Origin of the sequence: Stappia sp. WLB 29 (genome assembly GCF_023507705.1) — a bacterium.
Lineage (GTDB): Bacteria > Pseudomonadota > Alphaproteobacteria > Rhizobiales > Stappiaceae > Stappia.
Map to the genome: position 1 here is coordinate 347,565 of NZ_JALBGD010000005.1, position 20,440 is coordinate 368,004.

Genomic DNA, 20,440 nt, shown 5'->3' on the forward strand with positions numbered 1-20,440 from the left:
CGATTGTCGACAGACCTGCAAAGGCATCGGCGGCGAGAACAGGTCGTTATCTACGTCTCGTCCTGCCGGGAGCCGTCCGTATCCCGCTGCCCGGCCGCCTTGCGCCGGCGAAGATTGGCGCGCAGCGCTGCGGCGAGACGGGCTTCGCGAGCTTCGTCCCGGCCGCCCGGCTTGCGGCCTATGGGCTTTCCGCCGCCGTCGGCCTTCGCCTTGTCGGTTGTCTGTCGGGTGCGGTCTGTCACGCGAGCGTCTCGCATCGTTCGTTCGAGTGTCCTGAGCCTTGACGATATGCCGGAAAAGCCGGCCTTCTGGCAAGGCCGGGCGGCGATGCAGCGGGGTGTTCGGCAGGCTTTGCGCTGGACGGACGGATGGGGCGTGGATTGCGGTGCCAAAAGCCGTGAACCCCTCTTGACCATGCCGGAATTTGCGCATACACCCGCGCTCATCGCTGCCGTAGCTCAGGGGTAGAGCACTCCCTTGGTAAGGGAGAGGTCGAGAGTTCAAATCTCTCCGGCAGCACCATTCTCCTCCCCGAAATCGTTATTTCTCCTGCTTGTCAGCCGCTTGCATACATGCTGCGCCTACAAAGACGCATACAAACGAGCATGTCATGGCAGGCAGGATCAGGTCTCGCACAGTCGAGTCTACGCGAAAGTGAGCGTCCCGGCTGAATTGCGCGACGCCCTGGTGCCAGGGCACAATTCAGACGGGCTGATGTCAACCACGTTGTTGGCCTTTCCATCGGTTGCAACTTCATGACACTATGCAACGTATTTCAACCAAGCTCTTGGAGGAAGAGGCTTGGAACTCATCATATTCTTGGGCGGCGCATTTCTCATGTTCTTCCTTTTCAGGCGGTCACAGGCCGGCAAAACGGTAATGCCTGCGTCGCCGGATCGTTCTTCAGGTATCCGGGCGCAGCATCTTTCCGGCGACCAGGGATGGCGCAAGCATAGCGAGCCAGCGCGCTGGGTGGCTCCCGGTGAGAGGGTCGAGATCGCCGGGATCGAGATTTCGGACGGCAACTTCTATCTCGGAGGCTCTTTGCCCTCCAGAGCCACGCGGCGCCCGGAAAACTGTCTGGTCAATCCCGGCCTCGTCGTCGACTCCGGAAACGACCTGCCCGGCCAGACCATGTCGTACTGGCCGTCCTACAGCGAACTGCATCCGAATGCGCGTCGGTCCTATCTCGTCTGGCTCTCTTCGGGGAGAGACAACTCAGACACTTACATTGGGTATGTGTTTCTCTATTTTTATGGCCTGGAGCGGCGGTTCTTCATAGATGAAGCGGCGAGAGATAAAGAAAAGGTTATTGAAGAGGTCGGCCGTCTCCTATCGATTTACGGCGGGAATGGATCGTTCAGAAACTACGCGACGCAGTTCCTCGAATTTGCAGGGCTGGTCGCCACCACTTCAAGCACAAGACCTGCAATCGAGGCGCGTACCGGCTACGGTTTCGACTTTTCTGTTTCCGCCCGTTTGTATCTCGGCGCCCGACTTGCCGAAGGCGATCCGCTCGATGCGGAGGATTGTCTGCTCTGGTTGACGTCCTCGCCAGAAACACGCCTGCGAACCCCTGCCACGCGGTGTTTCTCTTTGTTCCGCATGCTTTGGAAAATCCACTTTGACGCTCGCCATCCAAGTGGGCTCAAAGTACGAACTCCCAAACGCAGGCTCGGAAATATCAGCTATCGCGCCGCGAGCGGCACGTTCAGCGCGGAACTCACAGGGGCGGATAACATCCCCGACATTGCATCCCTGAGCAGCCCGTTGAAGGGACTTGCTGCCATCGCAGAGCAGTGCACCAACGAGTTGGAAAGCTACAGTCGCTTCATCGGCAAGCGGCCGGAGGACGCGGACAGCACTGAGGCTGCGGTTCTTCTTCCGAAGGCGTTGTTGACATGCGGCGACGAGAATCCGCTGCAGGCGCTGTCGAGAAGAATTTCGCAAGCGTCTGCCGGCCGGCCAACAGGCAAGATTGCGCTCGGCGAACTTTGCAAAAGGATCGGCTTGGAAGCACCGACGGAGGGCAAAGTTTCAGCCTCGCTTTTCACCAAGCTCGGTGCTGCGCTCGACCGGCTCGATATCGGCTATGAACCTGATCGTCGCTACGGTGCTGTTCCCCCTCCGGGCGATGGCACCGTGGTCTTCTTCCGCGCTCCCGACGCGGCAACGGTCGACCACGAACGCATGGAGTTCCAGGCAGCGCGAACAATCGTGGAGATCAATGCACTTGCGGCGCAGGCCGACGGGGTCGTCGATCCAAGCGAGCTTGCCGCCCTGCAACAGGCGATTGGTGCGGTGCCCGGACTCGCGGCTGTGGAGCGCGTTCGCCTCTTGGCCTATGCCAGTGCTCTGCTGAGCGGCCCTGCCAATGCCCGCATGCTGATGAAACGACTTGCGAAGTTGGACGATGACGGTCGTCAACGTGTCGCTCAGGCCGCTGTTGCCGTGGTGCTGGCTGATGGGCATGTCTCGCATTCGGAGGTCGTCTTCATCGAGAAGCTCTGGAAAGCGCTCGGGCTTCCGAAGGACGACCTTTACAGCGCGCTGCACAGCGGGGCCATCGTGGCCGACGGGCCGGTCACCGTGATGGCGGAAACTGTTGAGCCCGGCCACGCTATCCCTGTCCCGCAGGCAGCCTCGAAGCCGCAGCTATAGATCGACCAGAACCGGCTGGCCCGGATCATAAGCGAGACCAGCGCCGTCTCCAGTCTTCTTTCTGAGATCTTCCTCGAAGAGGAAAGCGCAACGGTCGTTACCCGCCCCCACTCACGATCCGGCCCCCGGCCTTTCGACGGACTCGACACCGAACATGGCGAATTATTGCTGTTTCTTCTCGAGGAACGACAGGTCGAGCGTGCGGTTTTCGAGGAGCGTGCGAAGCTGCTTCGTGTATTGCCAGACGGCGCAATCGAGACGATCAACGAATGGGGCTTTGAAATATACGACGAGCCTCTTGTAGAGGATGAAGATATGCTGGAAGTGGCCGAGCATTTACGGCCATTTCTGCGCGAAATGCATCGGGAGATCAGGGAGGCGCGCTCATGAATACACAAAAGCCCATCCGCGGCAAGGACAGGGACACGATCCTTCAAGCGCTGGCTGCAGGCGTCGTGCCGCGCACCGGCTTGCAGCATATTCAGGTCGGACGTGCGGGAGAGGTGTCCGCGCTGGTGCGCGACATCGACCGTATTGCCGACGGCGGTGCCGCCTTGCGTTTCATTATCGGCGAATACGGTGCCGGCAAAACTTTCTTTCTCAACCTCATTCGTCTTGTCGCGTTGGAACGCAAGCTGGTGACGGTCCATGCCGACCTCGCGCCGGATCGCCGACTTCACGCGACTGGCGGACAGGCTCGCGGTCTCTATGCCGAAGCGGTTCGCAACATGGCGACCCGCACCAGGCAGGATGGCGGAGCACTCGCGAGCGTGGTGGAGAAATTCGTCACAGAGTGCGCGCGCGAAAGTGAAAGAAACGGCACGGCGGTTGAGCGTGTTATCGACGAGCGCCTCGCGCACATGCAGGAGCTAGTTGGCGGCTATGATTTCGCGACAGTGCTCAAGGCCTATTGGCGCGGCAGCGAGAACGACGACGAGATCCTGAAAGGGGCGGCATTGCGCTGGCTGCGCGGGGAATACTCCACCAGGACCGAAGCGCGGCAGGCTCTCGGAGTGCGCGCGATCATAGACGATGCCGACGTTTATGATGGCCTCAAGCTTCTGGCAGCCTTTGTGCGTCAGGCGGGGTATTCCGGGTTGCTCGTCGTCTTCGACGAAATGGTCAATCTCTACAAGCTGCAAAGCGCTCAGGCACGAAACCAGAATTTCGAGCAGATCCTTGCCATCCTCAACGACGTGCTTCAGGGAAACGTTTCGGGCCTAGGCTTCCTGTTCGGAGGTACGCCGGAATTCCTGATGGATACGCGCCGTGGCCTCTACAGCTATCCGGCATTGCAGTCGCGGTTGGCCGAGAATGCCTTTGCCCGGGACGGCTTGGTCGATTTCACCGGTCCCGTCATCCGCCTCCAGAGCCTGACGCCGGAAGAATTGCTCGTGCTGCTCGGCAACGTCCGCAATGTCTTTGCACTTGCAGATCCCGAGCGACACCTGGTGCCGGACGAGGCGCTGACCGCCTTCATGACCCATTGCAGCCAGCGCATCGGGGAGGCGTATTTCCGTACGCCGCGCTCCACCATAAAGGCTTTTGTGCAGTTGCTGGCCGTTCTGGACCAGAATCCGGGAACGGACTGGCGATCGCTTTTGGGCGACATCGAACTCGCGTCAGATGCCGACGACGGCTACGGCGATGAAGGCAATTCAGGCGCCGGGACAGATGACGAGCTCTCCTCACTCCGCCTCTGACGGTATGGCTTTCGACCTGCTGCACCCAGAGATCCGTCGCTGGATCTGGGAACAGAACTGGTCGGAACTGCGCGACGTACAGGACAAAACGATCCGTGCAGTGCTGGAGGGAACCGGCGATACTCTGGTCGCCGCAGCAACGGCTGCAGGTAAGACGGAAGCTGCCTTTCTTCCGGTCCTGACCCGGATTGCGGAACACGAGGGCGGCGGCCTTTCGGCACTCTACGTCGGCCCGTTGAAGGCACTCATCAACGATCAGTTTCGTCGGTTGGAGCCGTTGTGCGAGCGCCTTGAGATACCCGTTGTGCGCTGGCACGGGGATGCGCCAACAGGTGCCAAGGCGAAGGTACTGCGCGATCCTTCAGGCATTGCACTGATCACACCCGAATCGATCGAGGCGCTGCTGGTGCGCAAACCCGACGCCGCTCGACGTCTTTTCGGCTCCCTTGAGTTTATCGTCATCGACGAATTGCATGCCTTCCTGCATGGGCCACGCGGGTTACATCTCGCGAGCTTGCTGCGTCGCATCGATAGGCTCTCGGCCAAGTCCGCTCGCCGAGTCGGCCTGTCCGCCACGATCGGTGATCTTGCGATCGCCGCCCGCTGGCTGAATTGGCAGTGTGCCGAGGGCGTCCAGATCATCGAGGCGAAGTCGGACTCTCCAGAGCTGAAGCTCCAGATACGCGGCTACGAAGAGCCGGCTGACGTCGATTTCTTCGACATTGTGGAGACGGATGAACCGCCGGTGCGTGCCTTGGATGAAATCGCCAGCCATATGTTTGAGTCGCTGCGCGGCAGCAACAATCTCGTGTTCGGTGGTTCGCGCAAGATGGTTGAGGCTGTTACTGACCGGCTTCAGCGGCGGTCCGAGCAACACGGCATTCCCAACGAGTTTTTCGCACATCACGGCAGCCTTTCTCGCCATGCGCGCCACGAGGTCGAAGCCCGGCTGAAACAGGGCGAGTTGCCCACCACTGCGGTCGCCACGACCACGCTGGAACTTGGGATCGATCTCGGCTCTGTCGTCTCGGTTGCCCAGGTGGGGGCGTCCCGGTCGCTCGCCTCCCTTCGCCAAAGGCTCGGCCGCAGCGGCCGGCGCAGAGGAATGCCGGCGATCTTGCGCATCTATTGCCGTGCACCTTATCTCCTTCCTGAGAGCGGTCTGCTCGACCGGCTGCGGCTCGATCTCGTACAGGCGGTGGCCTCGATCCGGCTCCTCGTGGAGCGTTTCGTCGAGCCGCCTGAAGCCGACCCGGCACTGGTGACGGTGGCACTGCACCAGACGCTTTCGATCATCGCGGCGCAAGGCGGCGCCTATGCCGAAACGCTCTACGAGGCGGTGTGTGGCGGCGGCCCGCTGTCTGCTCTGTCTCGCAGTGACTACGTGGAACTGCTGCGCGCGATGGCCGCGCATGACCCAGCGCTCCTGGAGCAGGCGCCGGATCGCACCATCCTTCTGGGGCCTGAAGGCGAGCGGTTGACGACGTCGAGGGACTTCTACGCGATATTTCCGACCGACCAGGAATGGCGCCTCGTGGCCGGAGACCGCTTCCTGGGCACGATTCCCCTGTTCAATCAGGTCGGCCCCGGTTCGATCCTGCTGTTTGCTGGTCGCCGCTGGCGCGTCGAGACGGTAGATGATCCCGGCAAAGTGCTCCAGGTCGTGCAGCATCGGAAAGGCAAGGTACCGCTTTTTGCGGATCAGGCTGCCGAGCCTGTGCATGACCGCCTTGCCGCCGAGATGCGAAACGTTCTGCTGGATGATGCGCTTCCGGCGTATCTCGACGCTGAGGCGCGCCGGATGCTCGTCGAGGCACGAAAGGCATTCCGGGAATCGGGGCTTGAAGGCTGCCATCTCGTCTCAGAAGGTGACGATGTTCATGTCCTCACCTGGTGTGGGAGCAAGATGAATGCGCTACTGGCCCTCGCTTTCCTGAGTGCCGGAGTAAAGGCTTGGTCGCATGATGTCGGCATCACATTGGATGACATCAGCCTGGAGGAGGCCCGCTCACTTCTGAAGCACATCGCAACCAGTCCGCCTGTCACGTCTCAGGCTCTTGCAGATTTCGTTGAGAGCTTCGAAGTCGCGAAGTACGACACCTATGCCCCGATCTCATTGTTGCGACGCCTTTGGGCGAGAGAGAATGACGTTTCAGTGCAGTCACTTCCCGAAATGGCGAGGTTGTTGGCTGAATAAGTCGCGCGATAGATTCTTCCCGCTTCGGTGTCATCCATCATACGAACAACGTCGAAGGTGAAGACGATCCAGTAGGAGCGTATCGAGTACGCCTGAGCGGAAGCGGGTTATGGCAGATTTCTAAAGATTGATGGACACGTTTTGACCTGCTCCCCGATTTTCGGATCGTTTTGAGTTGGAATTTTCCACTTATGATCCCGGTGACGGGAGAAGGAGAGTTCCATGAAGACGTCGAAGTTCTCGGAGGCGCAGATTGCCTTCATCCTGCGTCAAGTGGATGAAGGGCCACCTGTCGCGCAAGACCGGCATCAGTGAAGCGGATGCGCCAGCTCGAGGATGGGAACCGCCGGCTGAAGAAGATCGTCGCCGATCTGACACTCGACAAGGCGATGCTGCAGGATGTCCTGTCAAAAAAGCTCTGAAGCCCGTTCGCAGTCGCCTTCTTTTGGAGGAAGTTCGAGAGAACTGGAAGGTGTCGATCCGTCGTGCCTGCGTCAGCCTGCGGATCGATACCTCGTTGCATCACTACAAGTCGAAGCGTGGCGAGCAGGCGGCTCTGAAGGTCGGGATCAAGGAGATTGCAGCGAGACGCGTGCGCTATGGCTACCGGCAAAATTTACCTTTTCCAACGACCCGCCTTTGACTGAAGTCAAAAGGTTGTGCACACGGTTGACCTAAACGTGCAGTATGCAAAGCATGATCGGCGCCGAGCAGCTGCAGGCCGACACTGCGCCACGCGTTTTCTGTTTGCGAGGGACTTTTTGATGAAGTGGAAACAGGTCATCGCCGTGACGGCTTTGGTTGCGGTTGTCGCAGGCGGGTTCTATCTGTGGCGCACGATGAACACCGATAAGCTGCCCGACGGCATCGCCTCTTCGAACGGCAGGATCGAAGCGGAGCGCATCGACGTCGCCACGAAGATGGCCGGGCGCGTGACGGAGGTCCTGGTCAACGAGGGCGAGATGGTCGAGGCCGGGCAGCTCGTTGCACGCATGGATGTGTCGGAACTCAACGCCCGGATCGCCCAGGCGCGCGCCACGGTCGCGCAGGCCGAGCAGGGTCTGCGCCAGTCCGAAGCGCAGGTCGCCTTGTACGAAGCCAAGCGCGACCTCGCCGAAAAGGAGCACCAGCGCACCGTCGCGCTGGTCGAGCGGCAGGTGAGCTCGCAGGAGCTGGCCGACCAGCGGCGCACCGCGCTCGACACCGCCGTGGCAGGAGTGGAAGCGGCCAAGGCCGGCGTCGAACTTGCCAAGGCCACCATCGAGTCGGCCAAGGCTGCGGTCGCCCAGCTCGAAGCCATTCTCGACGATACCCAACTGCGAGCGCCCCGCGGCGGCCGGGTCCAGTACCTTTTGGCCCGCGAAGGCGAGGTGCTGGGCGCCGGCGGCAAGGTGCTCACGCTCACCGATCTGACCGATATCTACATGACCATTTTCCTGCCGGCACGCGATGCCGGTCTGCTCCAGGTCGGCAGCGAAGCGCGCCTGATCCTCGACCCGATTCCCGATTACGTCATTCCGGCCAGCGTCACCTTCGTCGCCAGCAATGCCCAGTTCACACCGAAGTCGGTGGAAACGTCCGACGAGCGCGAGAACCTGATGTTTCGGGTGAAGCTGTCCATCCCGAGGGATCTTCTGGTCAGGTATCAGGACCGCGCCAAGGCCGGAGTCGCAGGCATTGGCTATGTGCGGACCGACCCCGCCGTCGCCTGGCCGGGCTTCCTGGAGGTCAAGCTGCCGCAATGACGGGAGAACCGGCCGCTAGGCTGCAGGGCGTAACGCATCGTTACGGCGAGATCGCAGCCCTCTCCGATGTCACGCTCGACATTCCGGCCGGCTGCATGGCCGGTCTTATCGGCCCGGACGGCGTCGGCAAGTCGACCCTGCTGGCGATCGTGTCCGGTGTCCGCCGCATCCAGTCGGGTTCCGTGACGGTGTTCGGCGGCGATATGGCCAGCACGGCCCATCGCCGGGCCTGCAGCCGGCGCGTCGCCTATATGCCGCAGGGGCTCGGCCGCAATCTCTATCCGACCCTGTCGGTTCGCGAAAACCTCGATTTCTTCGGGCGGCTCTTCGCACAGTCGGAGGCGGAGCGCGCAGAGCGGATCCATGCGCTGCTGGAAGCCACCGGCCTTGCGCCGTTTCCCGATCGCCCGGCCGGCAAGCTTTCCGGCGGCATGAAGCAGAAACTGTCGCTCTGCTCCGCTCTCATCCACGATCCGGATCTTCTGATTCTCGATGAACCCACCACCGGCATCGATCCGCTCTCGCGCGAGCAGTTCTGGGAGCTGATCGCAAGCATCCGGCTCGACCGCCCGCACATGAGCGTTATCGTCGCCACCGCCTATATGGAAGAGGCCGAACGCTTCGACTGGCTGGCCGCCATGATGGATGGGCGGATCATCGCTGAGGGCACGCCCGAGGCGCTGCGGCAGGCTGCCGGCGCCTCGACGCTGGAGGCTGCGTTCGTTGCCATGCTGCCGGAAGCCGAGCGGCGCGGGCACCGCACCGTCGAGGTGCCGCCGCGCGTGCCGATGGAGGGGCCGCCGGCGATCGAGGCGCACGGCCTGACCTGCCGCTTCGGCGACTTTACCGCCGTCGACCATGTGAGTTTCGAGATCGAGCGCGGCGAAATCTTCGGCTTTCTGGGATCGAATGGCTGCGGCAAGTCGACTACGATGAAGATGCTGACCGGGCTTTTGCCGGCAACCGAGGGCGATGCGCTGCTGTTCGGCGAGACGCTGAACGCCAACGACATGGCCACCCGGCGCCGCGTCGGCTACATGTCGCAGTCCTTCTCGCTCTATTCCGAGCTGACGGTGCGCCAGAACCTGGAACTGCACGCGGCCCTCTACCGTCTCGCCCCCGAAACGCGTGATGCCCGCATCGAGGAAATGCTGAGCACCTTCGACCTGCGGCGCGAGGCGGACATGCGGCCGAACGGACTGCCGCTCGGCATCAAGCAGCGCCTGCAGCTTGCCGTGGCGCTGATCCACAAGCCTGAAGTCCTCATCCTCGATGAGCCCACCTCCGGCGTCGATCCGGTCGCACGGGACATTTTCTGGCAGTACCTGATCGACCTGTCGCGCAATCAGGGCGTGACGATCTTCATCTCGACCCATTTCATGAACGAGGCGGAGCGGTGCGACCGCATCTCGCTGATGCATGCCGGCAAGGTGCTGGCCGTCGGCGCGCCGGACGAGCTGACCCGCAACAAGGGCGCCGCCAGCCTGAACGACGCCTTCATCGACATTCTGCGCGAAGCGTCCGGTCAGGACGTCTCGCCGGAACCGGTCAAGGCAACTCCGGTATCCGGACCCGAAATTGCGGCCCTGCGGCCGGCTCCGACGCCCATCGCGGACGCAGGTGGATTTTTCAGCCCGTCGCGCCTTTGGGCGTTTGCCCGCCGCGAAACGATGGAATTGCTGCGCGATCCCATGCGGCTGGTCTTTGCCTTTTTCGGACCGGTCATCCTCATGCTGACCTTCGGTTACGGCATTTCGCTGGACGTCCAGAACCTGCCCTACGCAGTGCTGGACCGTGACCAGTCCATGGAGAGCAGGACGTTGCTGGAGAGCTTCTCCGGCTCGCGCTATTTCGAGGAACACGCACCGGCGACCGGCAGGCGGGATCTGCAACAGCGCATGGTCGACGGCGAAATAAGCATCGGCATCGAGATCCCGCCCGAGTTCGGGCGCAAGCTTCTGCGCGGCGATACACCCGAGATCGACGTGCTGATCGACGGAGCGATGCCGTTCCGTGCCGAGACGGCGCGCGGCTATCTGCAGGGGCTGGCCCTTGGCTACTACGCCGACCAGATCGAACGGCAGTTCGGCGAGGTGATTTCGCCCTATGCCACCGAGGTGGTCACCCGCTTCCGCTACAATCAGTCCTTCAAGAGCGTGTTCGCCATCGTCCCCTCGGTGATGATGCTCATGCTCGTTCTCATCCCCGCCATCATGACGGCAATGGGCGTTGTGCGCGAAAAGGAAACCGGTTCGATCGCCAATTTTCGCTCGACGCCGGTAACGCGCAGCGAATTCCTGCTCGGCAAGCAGCTTCCCTATGTCGTCATCGCCTCCATCAGCTTCGTCAGCCTCGTCGCCATCGGTTATGCGGTTTTCGGCGTTCCGCTGAAGGGCTCTGCTACGGCGCTCATGGTCGGAACCCTGTTCTACATCCTGGCCACAACGGCCTTCGGCCTGCTGGTGTCGACCTTCACCAGGACGCAGGTGGCCGCCACCTTCGCCGCCGCGATCATCGCCATCATTCCCGCCGTCAACTTTTCCGGCCTGGTCGTGCCGGTCTCCTCGCTGTCGGGGAGCGGTCGCCTGCTTGGCCTGGCCTTTCCGTCCTCCTGGTATCAGCAGGTCAGCGTGGGCACCTTCACCAAGGGGCTGGGCTTCGCCGAGCTTTGGCACAATCACCTGGCACTGGCCGGTTTCGCGCTTTTCTTCACCGTCCTTTCGATCGCCATTTTGGACAAGCAGGAGGCATAGAGTGTTTCTGTGGTTGGCCAATGTCTATCGCCTGGGCGTCAAGGAACTCAGAAGCCTCGTCTTCGATCCCGTCCTGCTGCTGCTGATCGTCTATGTCTTCACGCTGGCCATCTACGCCGTGGCGACGGGCGCGAAGCTGGAGGTGCAGAACGCGTCCGTCGCCTATGTCGACGAGGACCGTTCCGCCCTTTCCGGACGCATCGTCCGCGCCATTCTGCCGCCGGAATTCGATACCCCGGTCGAGATCTCCGCCGACCGGATCGATGCGAGCATGGACAGCGGCGCCTTTGTTTTCGTGCTGCGCTTTCCGCCGGATTTCGAAGCCGATCTGCTGGCCGGGCGCAAGCCCGAGATCCAGCTCAATGTCGATGCGACCGCCATGGCCCAGGCGGGCAACGGTACGGTGTTCCTGCAGTCGATCATCCAGGCCGAGGCCGCGAAGTTCCTGAGCGGCAACGAAGACGCCGCGGCGCTGCCGATGGACCTCGTCGTCCGCGCCATGTTCAACCCGAACCTCGACTCGAGCTGGTTCAACGCGGTGATGCAGGTGATCAACAACGTCACCATCCTGTCGGTTCTTCTGACCGGGGCTGCGTTGATCCGCGAGCGCGAGCACGGCACCATCGAACATCTTCTGGTGATGCCGGTGAAACCGTCCGAGATCATGGTGGCGAAGATCTGGGCGAACGGGCTGGCCATCGTTGTGGCCGCCGTTCTGTCGCTGGTCTTCGTGGTGCAGCTTCTGTTGGGCGTGCCGATCCACGGATCGATTGCCCTGTTCGTCTTCGGTGCCCTGATCTACATGATCTCGGTGACGGGGCTCGGTATCCTGATCGCCACCTTCACGACCTCGATGCCGCAGTTCGGCCTTCTCGCACTGCCGGTTCTGGTCATCATGAACCTGCTTTCCGGCAGCACCACGCCCATGGAAAGCATGCCCGAATGGCTCCAGGCGATCATGCAGGCATCGCCCTCGACCCATTTCGTTGCCTTTGCCCAGGCCATTCTCTACCGCGGAGCAGGGCTGACAACCGTGTGGCCGTCAATCGTCGCCATGTCGGTCCTGAGTGTGGTTTTCTTCGTCATTGCCCTGTCGCGCTTCCGCACGACCATGGCCGGTGCACGCTGACGCCTGTAGTCTTCATCGGCGGGCTATCGGTTTTCGTGCCGTGCGATGTGCCGCTCCGCCGTGTCGCGCAGGTGCGCGCAAAGGTCGGCTGCGGCTGATGTGGCGGTCTCCGCGCTGAGCAGCCTCACCTCGATCGGCGGCAGGTTCGGCAAGCCATGTTCGCGATGGCCCAGTTCTCGCAAGCCCGCCGGGATGCGGTGCCGCGTCCGTGCCGTGATGCCGTGGCCGGTGCGGATCGCGGCCCACAGTCCGGGAAGGCTCGGCGTCGTCAGCGCCAGCCGCCAGGCTCGCCCCGTCTGATCGAGACCGCGCAGTGCCGTCTGGCGAAACAGGCAGGGATGGTCGAACAGCACGAGCGGCAGCGGAGTTTCCGCCGCCTGGCGGCCCTTCGCGCCGATCCAGACCAGCGGCAGCGTGGCGATCCGCTCGCCGTGACCGTCGGATCCTTGCGGAAAGAAGGCGAGAGCGGCATCGAGCCGCCCGGCGCGTACCTCCTGCGCCAGCGCGTGGTTGCGGCCGGCGCGCACCTCTACATGGGTGCCGGGATGGCGCTCGGCGAAGGCCTGCAGCGCATCCGGCATCACGTCCTCGAAGAAGTCCTGGGGCAGTCCGAGCCGGATCGCGGCCGGCTGCGCCGCAGCGCCCAGCCGGTCGAGCGCCGCGTCGTTCAGTGCCAGAATCCGCCGCGCCTGGGCGAGCAGCATCTCGCCGGCCTCCGTCGGCACCAGGCCGCGGCCGCTGCGGCGGAACAGGACCTGGCCGGTCTGCTGTTCCAGCTTCTTCAGGTGCATGCTGATCGCCGATTGCGAGCGACCCAGCGCAGTGGCGGCCCGTGCGAAGCTGCCGAGCTCTACCCCTGCGACCAGGCTGCGCAGCGCGTCCATGTCGAGATTGGTCCTGATCATCCCGAAATCCTGAAGAGTGGATCCAGCATTATCTGATATTCTGAATTTGTATCCAGAGCTAGCCTTCGCGCATGTCCGGCAGAGGAGGGTGTGGGAATGCGTATCGGGTTCATCGGGCTTGGCGTGATGGGGCAGCCGATGGCGCTCAATCTGGCGAAGGCCGGCGCCGATCTGCTGGTGTGGAACCGCACGATTGAGCGCTGCGAGCCCTTGCGCGAGGCCGGCGCGAGCGTGGCGGCAAGCGCTGCCGAAGTGTTTCGCGGTGCGGACGTGATCATCCTGATGATGGCGAACGCTGCGGCGACCGATGCGGTGCTCGGCCGGGGTACCCAAGACTTTGCCGAGAACGTCGCCGGGCGGCTGATCGTGTCGATGGGCACCAGCGCGCCGGACTGGTCGCGAACGCTGGACGCCGATATCCGCGCGGCCGGAGGGCGCTATGTCGAGGCGCCGGTTTCCGGCTCCCGCGTGCCGGCGGAGGAGGGGCAGCTCGTCGGCATGCTGGCGGGCGACGCCGACGATGTCGCGATGCTGCGCGAGCTGCTGCACCCCGTCTGCCGCGAGACGGTTGCCTGCGGCGCGGTTCCGGGCGCGCTGACCATGAAGCTGTCGGTCAACCTGTTCCTGGTCACCATGGTCGCCGGCCTTGCCGAAGCCTTCCATTTCGCCGAGCGGCAGGGCGCGGATCTCCAACGATTCCAGGCGGTTCTCGATGCCGGGCCGATGGCCAGCGCCGTCTCCCGGATCAAGCTCGCCAAGCTGTGCGCCGGCGACTTCTCGGTGCAGGCGGCGATCTCCGACGTGAAGATGAACAGCGGGCTGATCGCCGAGGCCGCACGCGGGGCCGGGATCGCCGCGCCGCTGCTCGATGCGGCCGACGCGCTGTTCGGCGAGGCGGAGGGCTTGGGCTTCGGGAAACAGGACATGGCCGCCGTGGTGAAGGCGATCGCGGCCCGCACCGACGGCGGGCCGCACGGCGCCTGATCAGGTACCGGAATAGACCGGCACCCGCCGCTCGGCCCAGGCGCTGAGGCCTTCGTGGATGTCGTTCGTCGCGACCATCCGGGCGAACTGTTCGCCCTCCGCGACCAGCCCTTCGGCGATGGTCATGTTGAGGCCGCGGGTGACGGCGGAGATGATGCCGGCGGCCGCCAGCGGCGAGTGGCGCAGGATCCGGCGGGCGAGGGCGCGGGCGCGGTCCATCACTTCGCGGGGCGGCACGACGGCGTTGACGAGGCCCATCTCCAGCGCCCGCTCGGGCGTGAAGGGATCGCCGGTCAGGAGCAGCTCCAAAGCGCGTTTCCGCCCGGAAAGCCTGGGCAAACGCTGGGTTCCGCCGAAGGTCGGCGGGATGCCGATGGCGATTTCCGGCTTGGCGAAACGGGCCTCGCTGCTGGCGACGGCCAGGTGCGCGGCCTCGGTGATCTCGCAGCCGCCGCCATAGGCGAGGCCGTTGACCGCGACGATCACGGGCTTCGGGAAAGCCTCGAGCCGCGCGGTCATCGCCTGGCCGCGGCGGACGAAATCGCGCACGGCGCGGGCCGGGCCGAGCTTGACGCTCTCGTGAAACTGCGGAATGTCGCCGCCGGCCGAAAAGGCGCGCTCGCCGGCGCCGGTCAGGATCACCGCGCCGACGCGCGGGTCGAGCTCGATCTCCTCCAGCCGTTCGAGCAGCCGGTCGGCCATTTCGTAGTTGATCGCGTTGAGCTTGTCCGGGCGGTTCAGGGTCAAGGTGGCGATGCCGCCGTCGATTTCGCACAGCACAGTGTCGGACATGGGGGTCTCCTCGTCGGTCCAGTCGGGCCATGCTGGCCCGATGGCCTGCCCGACACAAACGAGGAAACCTCGTCTCAAGTGAGAAAAATTCATGTCATGAAAGGCGCGGCCTCGCCCTTCAGCCAGCGCAGGAAGGCGGCGATCTCGCGGCGCGGCTCGTGGCCGGAGGGCAGCAGGGCCCAATAGCCGGTGCGCACCGGCACGGGCGGGCAGCCGGCCAGCGGCGAGAGGACGGGGGAGGCAGGAGAAGACGGGGCGGGAGCGGCAGGAGCAGGAGAAGGGGGCGCGGGCGCCGAAAGCGCGTCGGCGCAAAGCGGCAGGCGGGCAAGGGCGACGCCGAGCCCCTGCGCGGCCGCTTCCAGCGCTAGGTCGACCGTGTCGACATGCAGTCCCCGGCCGGGCGGCGGCAGAGCCTCGCCTGTCGCCGAGGCTGCGGCCGCGAACCACGCCGCCCAGTCGTTCTCGACCGTCGCCACATGAATGAGCGGCGCGCGCGCCCAGTCGATCCGCCCCTCGCGCCGGGACAGGCGGGCGGCCAGGTCGGGATGCGCCACGGGCTGCAACGCCTCGCGGAACAGCAGCTCGGAGCGCGCCGAGGGCCAGGGCGCCGGCCCCATGCGGATGGCGAGGTCGACGCCGTCCAGCGGAAAGACCGCCTGCCGGTGGCTGGTGTCGACATGCAGGTCGATCTCGGGATGGCGGCCGCGAAACCGGCCGAGCCGCGGCACCAGCCAGCGGCGGGCGAAGGTCGGGGCGACGCTGACGCGGATGCGGCGGGCGCCGAGCAGCGGCGACACCCGGTGCGCGCCGGTGGCGATCATCGACAGGCCCTCGCTGACATAAGGCAGCAGGTCCTCGCCCGCGGCGGTCAGCGTCACCGCCCGCCCCGAGCGGTCGAACAGCGGCGCGCCGAGCCAGGTCTCCAGCGTGTCGATGCCGTGGCTGACGGCCGACGGGGTGAGGCCGAGCTCCTCGGCCGCCTGCTTGAAACTGGCGTGGCGTGCAGCGGCCTCGAACAGGCGGAGCGAAGCGAGCGGCGGCAGGCGCAGGCTCATGGATGTCTCCCGGAGAAATGAGTTTTGCTCATTTAAACGCGGGAAGCGAGCGCCGGGCAAAGGAAAATCGGCGAGGCCGGTCCGCTGCGCCGGCCGGGTCCTCCGGCGGCCTTGTCCCCGCTTGCGAGACTTGCGACGGATTTTGCGAAATCCCGTCTCAATTTCCGCGAAAATTGACGCAAGGCCGCGCAATTTCACGAAATCGACGAAACGCCGGGGACCGAGCCCGATCCGCCGGCCGAGCCGTCTCGCTCTGACGGTTTATCGTCAAAAATACCAGGTACACGTCGCGGGGCGGAGGCTCCGCCGCCGCGCCGGCGCCAAGGTGCGCCGGGCGGATCTCGCGAAAACGGGGATAAGGTTTTTTTGGGAGAGGCTTCTGCGCTGTCCGACGATCCGGCAGGCAGGAAAGCCGTTCGTCCGCACGGCTGATCGCCCCACAATCCTCGACCGTCGATCTACGTCTACGATCCTGCCGGCAACGATCCGGTTCGCGAAAGGTGGGCGCCTTTCGCGAACCGCAATGGCGGGGTCAGGCGCAGCAGCCGCCCGTCGTCCGTGCCTCGGCCGACGGCGTGCAGCAGGCTGCCGCGACCACGTGTGCCTCCGGCACGGCGGCGGCAGTGCCGCAGCAGGCCGCCTGCGCGCCCGTTGCCCGTGCCGCGGCCCTGCGTTCGGCCGGCTTGCAGACCGCCCGCGTCTCGTTGAGGCGCAGAACCAGGCGGCCGTCCTCGGCCTGCGGGGCATCGGGCAGCATCAGGCGCAGGCCCCGGTTTCCGTGTGCGAACTCCACGACCACCGGTGCCTCCGCCAGCGCGGGCAGCGCCTTGAGGCTCCTTTCGAGAATGCCGGCGAACTTGCCGGCCGGCATGTGCGTGCGGCCCGCCCCGTCGAGCAGTTGCAGGCGCACCTCGGGCCAGGCCTCGATGGTGCCGCCGCAATCGATGCCGGTCGAGGCGGAATGGCGCAGTTCGGTGACGTGATATCCAGGGCCGATGTCGCCGGCCTCGCTGGCGAAGACCAGCGGGGTCTCCTGGGGGTGGTCGCGCAGCAGGGCGATGAGCTCGGGAAGGGTGATCATGGCTTGGCCTTTCATTTCAAGTTACGTTGAAATAATATCTGCCACAGCGACTCTGACATTTCAAGAGGAATTGAATTGTGAACGAGCAGGAAGCTGCCGCCCTTTTCGGGGCCTTGTCGAACGACGACCGGTTGCGGGTGATCAGGGCCTTGGTGCGGGCGGGGCCGGACGGTTTGGCGGCCGGAGAGATCGCCGAGGCGATCGGTGCGAGCCCATCGCGCGCCTCGTTCCATCTCTCGACCTTGTCGGAAGCCGGCTTCGTCCATGCCGAGCGGCAGGCGCGCAGCCTGCGCTACCGGGTCGATTTCGACCGGATCGGCGCGCTGATGCGCTTCCTTCTGGAGGAGTGCTGCGCCGGCCACCCGGATCTGAGGTCGTGCTGCGGCTCGTGATCGGGCGGCGGCAGCCCATCGCGGCTGACCTAATCCTCATCCTCGCGGCCGAGACCGAATTCGCGGACGAGGAACTCGACAGTCTTCTCGTCGTAGATCTTGCAGGCAATGTTCTGGTTGGCGAAGATGCCGGAATAGGTCTTGGCGTTCGTCCGGTCGACGGTCTTCTTCCAGTCGATGCCGATCACATAGGCCCGCTTTTCCGGGTCCTCGCCGAACTCAGTGAAATAGTCGCGCGGCACGGCCTCGACGAGGCGCCGGCCATCCGCGAGGAGGAAGTCGTCGGCGGGTTGCATCTCGGAGCGCACCACGCCATGCCCGAGATAGCCGGTGTTCTTCTGGTAGAAGAACACCCGGTCACCGACCGAAAGCCGGGCCAGCCCGTCCGAATACCACTTGCCGCCCGAGGCGACCACATAGCCATGGCGGCGCAGGTCCTCCCAGGGCACGTCGCTTTCGGCGCCGGCGGTGAGGTACCAGTAGCCGCTCCAGGGCGCGCGGGTGCTGCGGGTGGCGCGCTCGGCGACCTCCTCCTGCTCCAGCAGCGTGTCGGTCGACAGCCACTGGACGCCCTGGTCCTCGAAGACGTTGAAGAAGGCGACGTTGATGCCGACGCCGTGCACCTCCGACAGGTATTCGATAATCCGCGTGGTCGTCTCGTCCATGCTGCCGGCGACGATCATCATCTGGTGCGAGGCGTTGAGCGTGTCGGGGGGCGGCGCCGAGAAACGCTCGCGATAGACCTCGTCGAGGGTGCGGCCGGTCTTTTCCAGGCAGAGCGCGTGCACGTCGCGGGTCGACAGGGACACCACCCAGGACGCGTAGTCGAGCACCTGGGCGACGATCTCGCGCGGGGTGCGGTCGCGCTTCAGCTCGATGATGATGAGCGAGCCGTCCTTGTCCATCGCCAGCAGGTCGATGCGGCCGCGATTGGCGATGGTCACCTCGCGGCCGATCACGACGCCATGGATCCCGACAAGGCCGAGATTGTCGCGCACCCAGTCCTGGATCATCGCCTCGTTGGCGAGCCTGGAGCGCGCGGCGCGCACCAAGGCGCCATTCTCGATCCGGAAAAGTTCGCTCATGTTCCCCTAAAAGCCCCTTGTCGCAAATGCCTGATCTCAAATCGCCCCGACGCCGGAAACAGGCGGCGCGGAGCCTTCGTCAGGTTGCGCAAGGGACGCGCGGAACACAAGCCTTTCCCGCCTCTCACGCCCCCTTGCGGATGACGACAGCGTCTTCCCAGTCGGGGTCGACGCGCGGGTAGAGCGTGACGACGTCGGGGTCGTGGCCGGGCAGGATCTCGCAGCCGGCCTCGATCAGCTCGTGCAGCACGCGGTAGCCCTCGACCGTGCGGAAATAGTCGGCGAAGACCGGAAAGATCTGGCCGTCGGTCAGGTAGCGGCGCAGGTGCAGCGCATCGGAGGCGATGACCAGCGGCGTCTCGCCGTCGACGACCAGGATCTGCAGCCCCTTCGAGTGGCCGCCGACGAGGCGGGCGGTCAGACCCGGCAGCAGCGTGTAATCCCCCTCGTGGAAGCGCACACGGTCCCGGTAGACCATCTCCACCGCCGTCTTGACGTCCTCGACCGCGAAGGGCTTGCGCATGCGGGCGTGGCACATGCAGCGCCCGGTCGCATAGGCCATCTCCGCGTCCTGCAGGTGGATGGTCGCGTTGGGAAAATGGCGCAGGTTTCCTGCATGGTCGTAATGCAGGTGGGTGATGAAGACGTCGGTGACGTCCTCCGGCTCGACGCCGATGCGCTTCAAGGCCTCGACCGGATGGGTCAGCAGGATCCGCTGGCGCGCCGCGCCTTCCTCCGCGTCGAAGCCGGTGTCCACCAGCACGGTCCTGTCCCCGTTGCGGCACAGCCAGATATAATAGTCGAGACGAGCCTCGCCCTCGTGCGGGTCCGGGTCGAGGACGGCATGGCTTCCCGGCATGTCCTTGGTGGCATAGCGCAGCGCGATCACTTCCCATGGGTTTGCGGGCCAGGGCCTGGCCGGGCCCTTGAGGGACTCCGCGCGGCCGGGCGCGGGAAAACCGGGGATCTTGCTGGTCGTGGTCCGGGTTTTTGTCACGGGAACCTCCCTCCCTTGTCTGCCCGCCGGCCGGTGCCGCAACAGGGTGCGGCAAACGGAATCGGACAGGTTGTCTGACAATCTGTCATTTTCGGTCTATACTTGCCGGCGAGCCAGATGTCTAACATCGAGCGCAGCCGCATTCGGATATGCTATGGAACGCGGAACAACCGGTGCGCGACAGGCCGGACGGAAGAAAGTGGAATCGATGGAACAGGCGAGACTGAGAATCTCGAAACAGCGCGCGACGATTCGGCATCTGGTAGAGGAAAAGATGCGCGAGCTGATCGCCACCGGTCATTTCAAGCCGGGCGACCGTCTCATCGAACGCGAACTCTGCGAAACGCTCGACGTCGGCCGCACATCGGTGCGAGAGGCACTGCGTCAGCTGGAAGCGGAAGGCCTGATCCGCACCGAGCCGCATCGCGGTCCCATCGTCACCAAGGTCTCCTTCGCGGAGGCGCAGCAGCTCTACCAGCTGCGCGCGCTGCTGGAAGGGTTTTGCGGCGCCGAATTCGCCGCCAAGGGCACCGACGAGGAGCACAAGCGGCTGTTTGCGGCCTGCGAGGCCTTCGCCGCGGCGGCGGAAGGCAAGGCGCCGACGGAGCAGCTGGTCGCGCGCAAGGCGGAGTTCTACCGCTGCCTGATCGCGGGCGCGCGCAACATCTATGTCGAGGACATGCTGACCTCGCTGCACAACCGCGTCTCCATGCTGCGCGCAACGACGATGACCCAGCCGCACCGTCTGCCGAAAAGCGTCGAGGAAATCCGCGACATCACCAGGGCGATCTGCGCCCGCGATGCCGAGTGGGCGCGCCGGGCGAGCATCACCCACGTGGAGGAGAGCAGCAAGATCGCCCTGCAGCTGCTCAGCGATGCGGAAGTCGCCTGAGGCTTCGTTCGAGAGGACGCGGGGAGGGGCGGCGTGTCCTCCCTGCCGCTCTGGAAGCCAATAGGCCCC

Annotated in this window: 18 protein-coding genes and 1 tRNA gene; 12 read left to right on the plus strand and 7 right to left on the minus strand. The window is 64.4% G+C overall.

Annotated features, from left to right (window positions below):
• Window positions 1-50: 50 nt before the first annotated feature.
• Window positions 51-242: a hypothetical protein gene (locus MNI96_RS12645; RefSeq protein WP_249693632.1), complete on the minus strand. Its 192-nt coding sequence runs from the start codon at window positions 240-242 to the stop codon at window positions 51-53.
• A 205-nt stretch (window positions 243-447) separates the two neighbouring features.
• Between MNI96_RS12645 and MNI96_RS12650 the strand changes: the two genes are divergently transcribed.
• The 9 genes from MNI96_RS12650 to MNI96_RS12690 all read left to right on the plus strand — a co-directional run bounded on the left by MNI96_RS12650 (window position 448) and on the right by MNI96_RS12690 (window position 12,188).
• Window positions 448-522 (plus strand) — tRNA-Thr (locus tag MNI96_RS12650).
• A gap of 279 nt (window positions 523-801) precedes the next feature.
• A complete protein-coding gene (locus MNI96_RS12655) occupies window positions 802-2,661 on the plus strand; it encodes a tellurite resistance TerB family protein (RefSeq protein ID WP_249693633.1) in 1,860 nt (619 codons plus the stop codon).
• A complete protein-coding gene (locus tag MNI96_RS12660) occupies window positions 2,662-3,051 on the plus strand; it encodes a tellurite resistance TerB C-terminal domain-containing protein (protein ID WP_349629167.1) in 390 nt (129 codons plus the stop codon).
• A complete protein-coding gene (locus MNI96_RS12665) occupies window positions 3,048-4,364 on the plus strand; it encodes an ATP-binding protein (RefSeq protein ID WP_249693635.1) in 1,317 nt (438 codons plus the stop codon). Before MNI96_RS12660 ends, MNI96_RS12665 begins: the two co-directional genes overlap by 4 nt.
• Window positions 4,309-6,561 (plus strand): DEAD/DEAH box helicase, encoded by a 2,253-nt coding sequence (locus MNI96_RS12670; protein ID WP_249693637.1) that lies wholly within the window; start codon window positions 4,309-4,311, stop codon window positions 6,559-6,561. Before MNI96_RS12665 ends, MNI96_RS12670 begins: the two co-directional genes overlap by 56 nt.
• Window positions 6,562-6,838: 277 nt before the next feature.
• Window positions 6,839-7,204 (plus strand): hypothetical protein, encoded by a 366-nt coding sequence (locus MNI96_RS12675; protein ID WP_249693639.1) that lies wholly within the window; start codon window positions 6,839-6,841, stop codon window positions 7,202-7,204.
• Between the two features lie 121 nt (window positions 7,205-7,325).
• A complete protein-coding gene (locus tag MNI96_RS12680; protein ID WP_249693641.1) occupies window positions 7,326-8,306 on the plus strand; it encodes an HlyD family secretion protein in 981 nt (326 codons plus the stop codon).
• Window positions 8,303-11,059 (plus strand): ribosome-associated ATPase/putative transporter RbbA, encoded by a 2,757-nt coding sequence (gene rbbA, locus MNI96_RS12685; RefSeq protein ID WP_249693643.1) that lies wholly within the window; start codon window positions 8,303-8,305, stop codon window positions 11,057-11,059. Before MNI96_RS12680 ends, rbbA begins: the two co-directional genes overlap by 4 nt.
• Window positions 11,060-11,066: 7 nt before the next feature.
• A complete protein-coding gene (locus MNI96_RS12690; RefSeq protein WP_283776475.1) occupies window positions 11,067-12,188 on the plus strand; it encodes an ABC transporter permease in 1,122 nt (373 codons plus the stop codon).
• A 23-nt stretch (window positions 12,189-12,211) separates the two neighbouring features.
• Here MNI96_RS12690 and MNI96_RS12695 read toward each other — a convergent pair whose 3' ends face one another.
• A complete protein-coding gene (locus MNI96_RS12695; protein ID WP_249693648.1) occupies window positions 12,212-13,093 on the minus strand; it encodes a LysR substrate-binding domain-containing protein in 882 nt (293 codons plus the stop codon).
• Window positions 13,094-13,183: 90 nt separating this feature from the next.
• Here MNI96_RS12695 and MNI96_RS21995 point away from each other — a divergent pair, with 90 nt between their 5' ends.
• A complete protein-coding gene (locus tag MNI96_RS21995) occupies window positions 13,184-14,077 on the plus strand; it encodes an NAD(P)-dependent oxidoreductase (protein ID WP_349629166.1) in 894 nt (297 codons plus the stop codon).
• On the opposite strand, the gene MNI96_RS12705 is transcribed toward MNI96_RS21995, so the two are convergent.
• The 3 genes from MNI96_RS12705 to MNI96_RS12715 all read right to left on the minus strand — a co-directional run bounded on the left by MNI96_RS12705 (window position 14,078) and on the right by MNI96_RS12715 (window position 17,005).
• Window positions 14,078-14,869 (minus strand): crotonase/enoyl-CoA hydratase family protein, encoded by a 792-nt coding sequence (locus MNI96_RS12705; protein ID WP_249693653.1) that lies wholly within the window; start codon window positions 14,867-14,869, stop codon window positions 14,078-14,080.
• A gap of 89 nt (window positions 14,870-14,958) precedes the next feature.
• The gene (locus tag MNI96_RS12710; RefSeq protein WP_249693655.1) at window positions 14,959-15,924 is read right to left on the minus strand and encodes a LysR substrate-binding domain-containing protein; all 966 of its coding nucleotides are present in this window, start codon (window positions 15,922-15,924) and stop codon (window positions 14,959-14,961) included.
• Window positions 15,925-16,456: 532 nt separating this feature from the next.
• The gene (locus MNI96_RS12715; RefSeq protein ID WP_249693657.1) at window positions 16,457-17,005 is read right to left on the minus strand and encodes a DUF6428 family protein; all 549 of its coding nucleotides are present in this window, start codon (window positions 17,003-17,005) and stop codon (window positions 16,457-16,459) included.
• 77 nt (window positions 17,006-17,082) lie between these two features.
• Here MNI96_RS12715 and MNI96_RS12720 point away from each other — a divergent pair, with 77 nt between their 5' ends.
• Window positions 17,083-17,397, plus strand: coding sequence for an ArsR/SmtB family transcription factor (locus MNI96_RS12720; RefSeq protein WP_249693658.1), 315 nt, complete (start codon window positions 17,083-17,085; stop codon window positions 17,395-17,397).
• Between the two features lie 29 nt (window positions 17,398-17,426).
• Here MNI96_RS12720 and MNI96_RS12725 read toward each other — a convergent pair whose 3' ends face one another.
• Both MNI96_RS12725 and MNI96_RS12730 read right to left on the minus strand, forming a co-directional pair.
• Entirely contained in the window at window positions 17,427-18,482 is a 1,056-nt protein-coding gene (locus tag MNI96_RS12725; protein WP_249693661.1) for an endonuclease NucS domain-containing protein, read from the minus strand.
• A gap of 124 nt (window positions 18,483-18,606) precedes the next feature.
• Entirely contained in the window at window positions 18,607-19,479 is an 873-nt protein-coding gene (locus MNI96_RS12730; RefSeq protein ID WP_249693662.1) for an N-acyl homoserine lactonase family protein, read from the minus strand.
• A gap of 274 nt (window positions 19,480-19,753) precedes the next feature.
• Here MNI96_RS12730 and MNI96_RS12735 point away from each other — a divergent pair, with 274 nt between their 5' ends.
• Window positions 19,754-20,371, plus strand: coding sequence for a GntR family transcriptional regulator (locus MNI96_RS12735; protein ID WP_249693664.1), 618 nt, complete (start codon window positions 19,754-19,756; stop codon window positions 20,369-20,371).
• Window positions 20,372-20,440 lie beyond the last annotated feature (69 nt).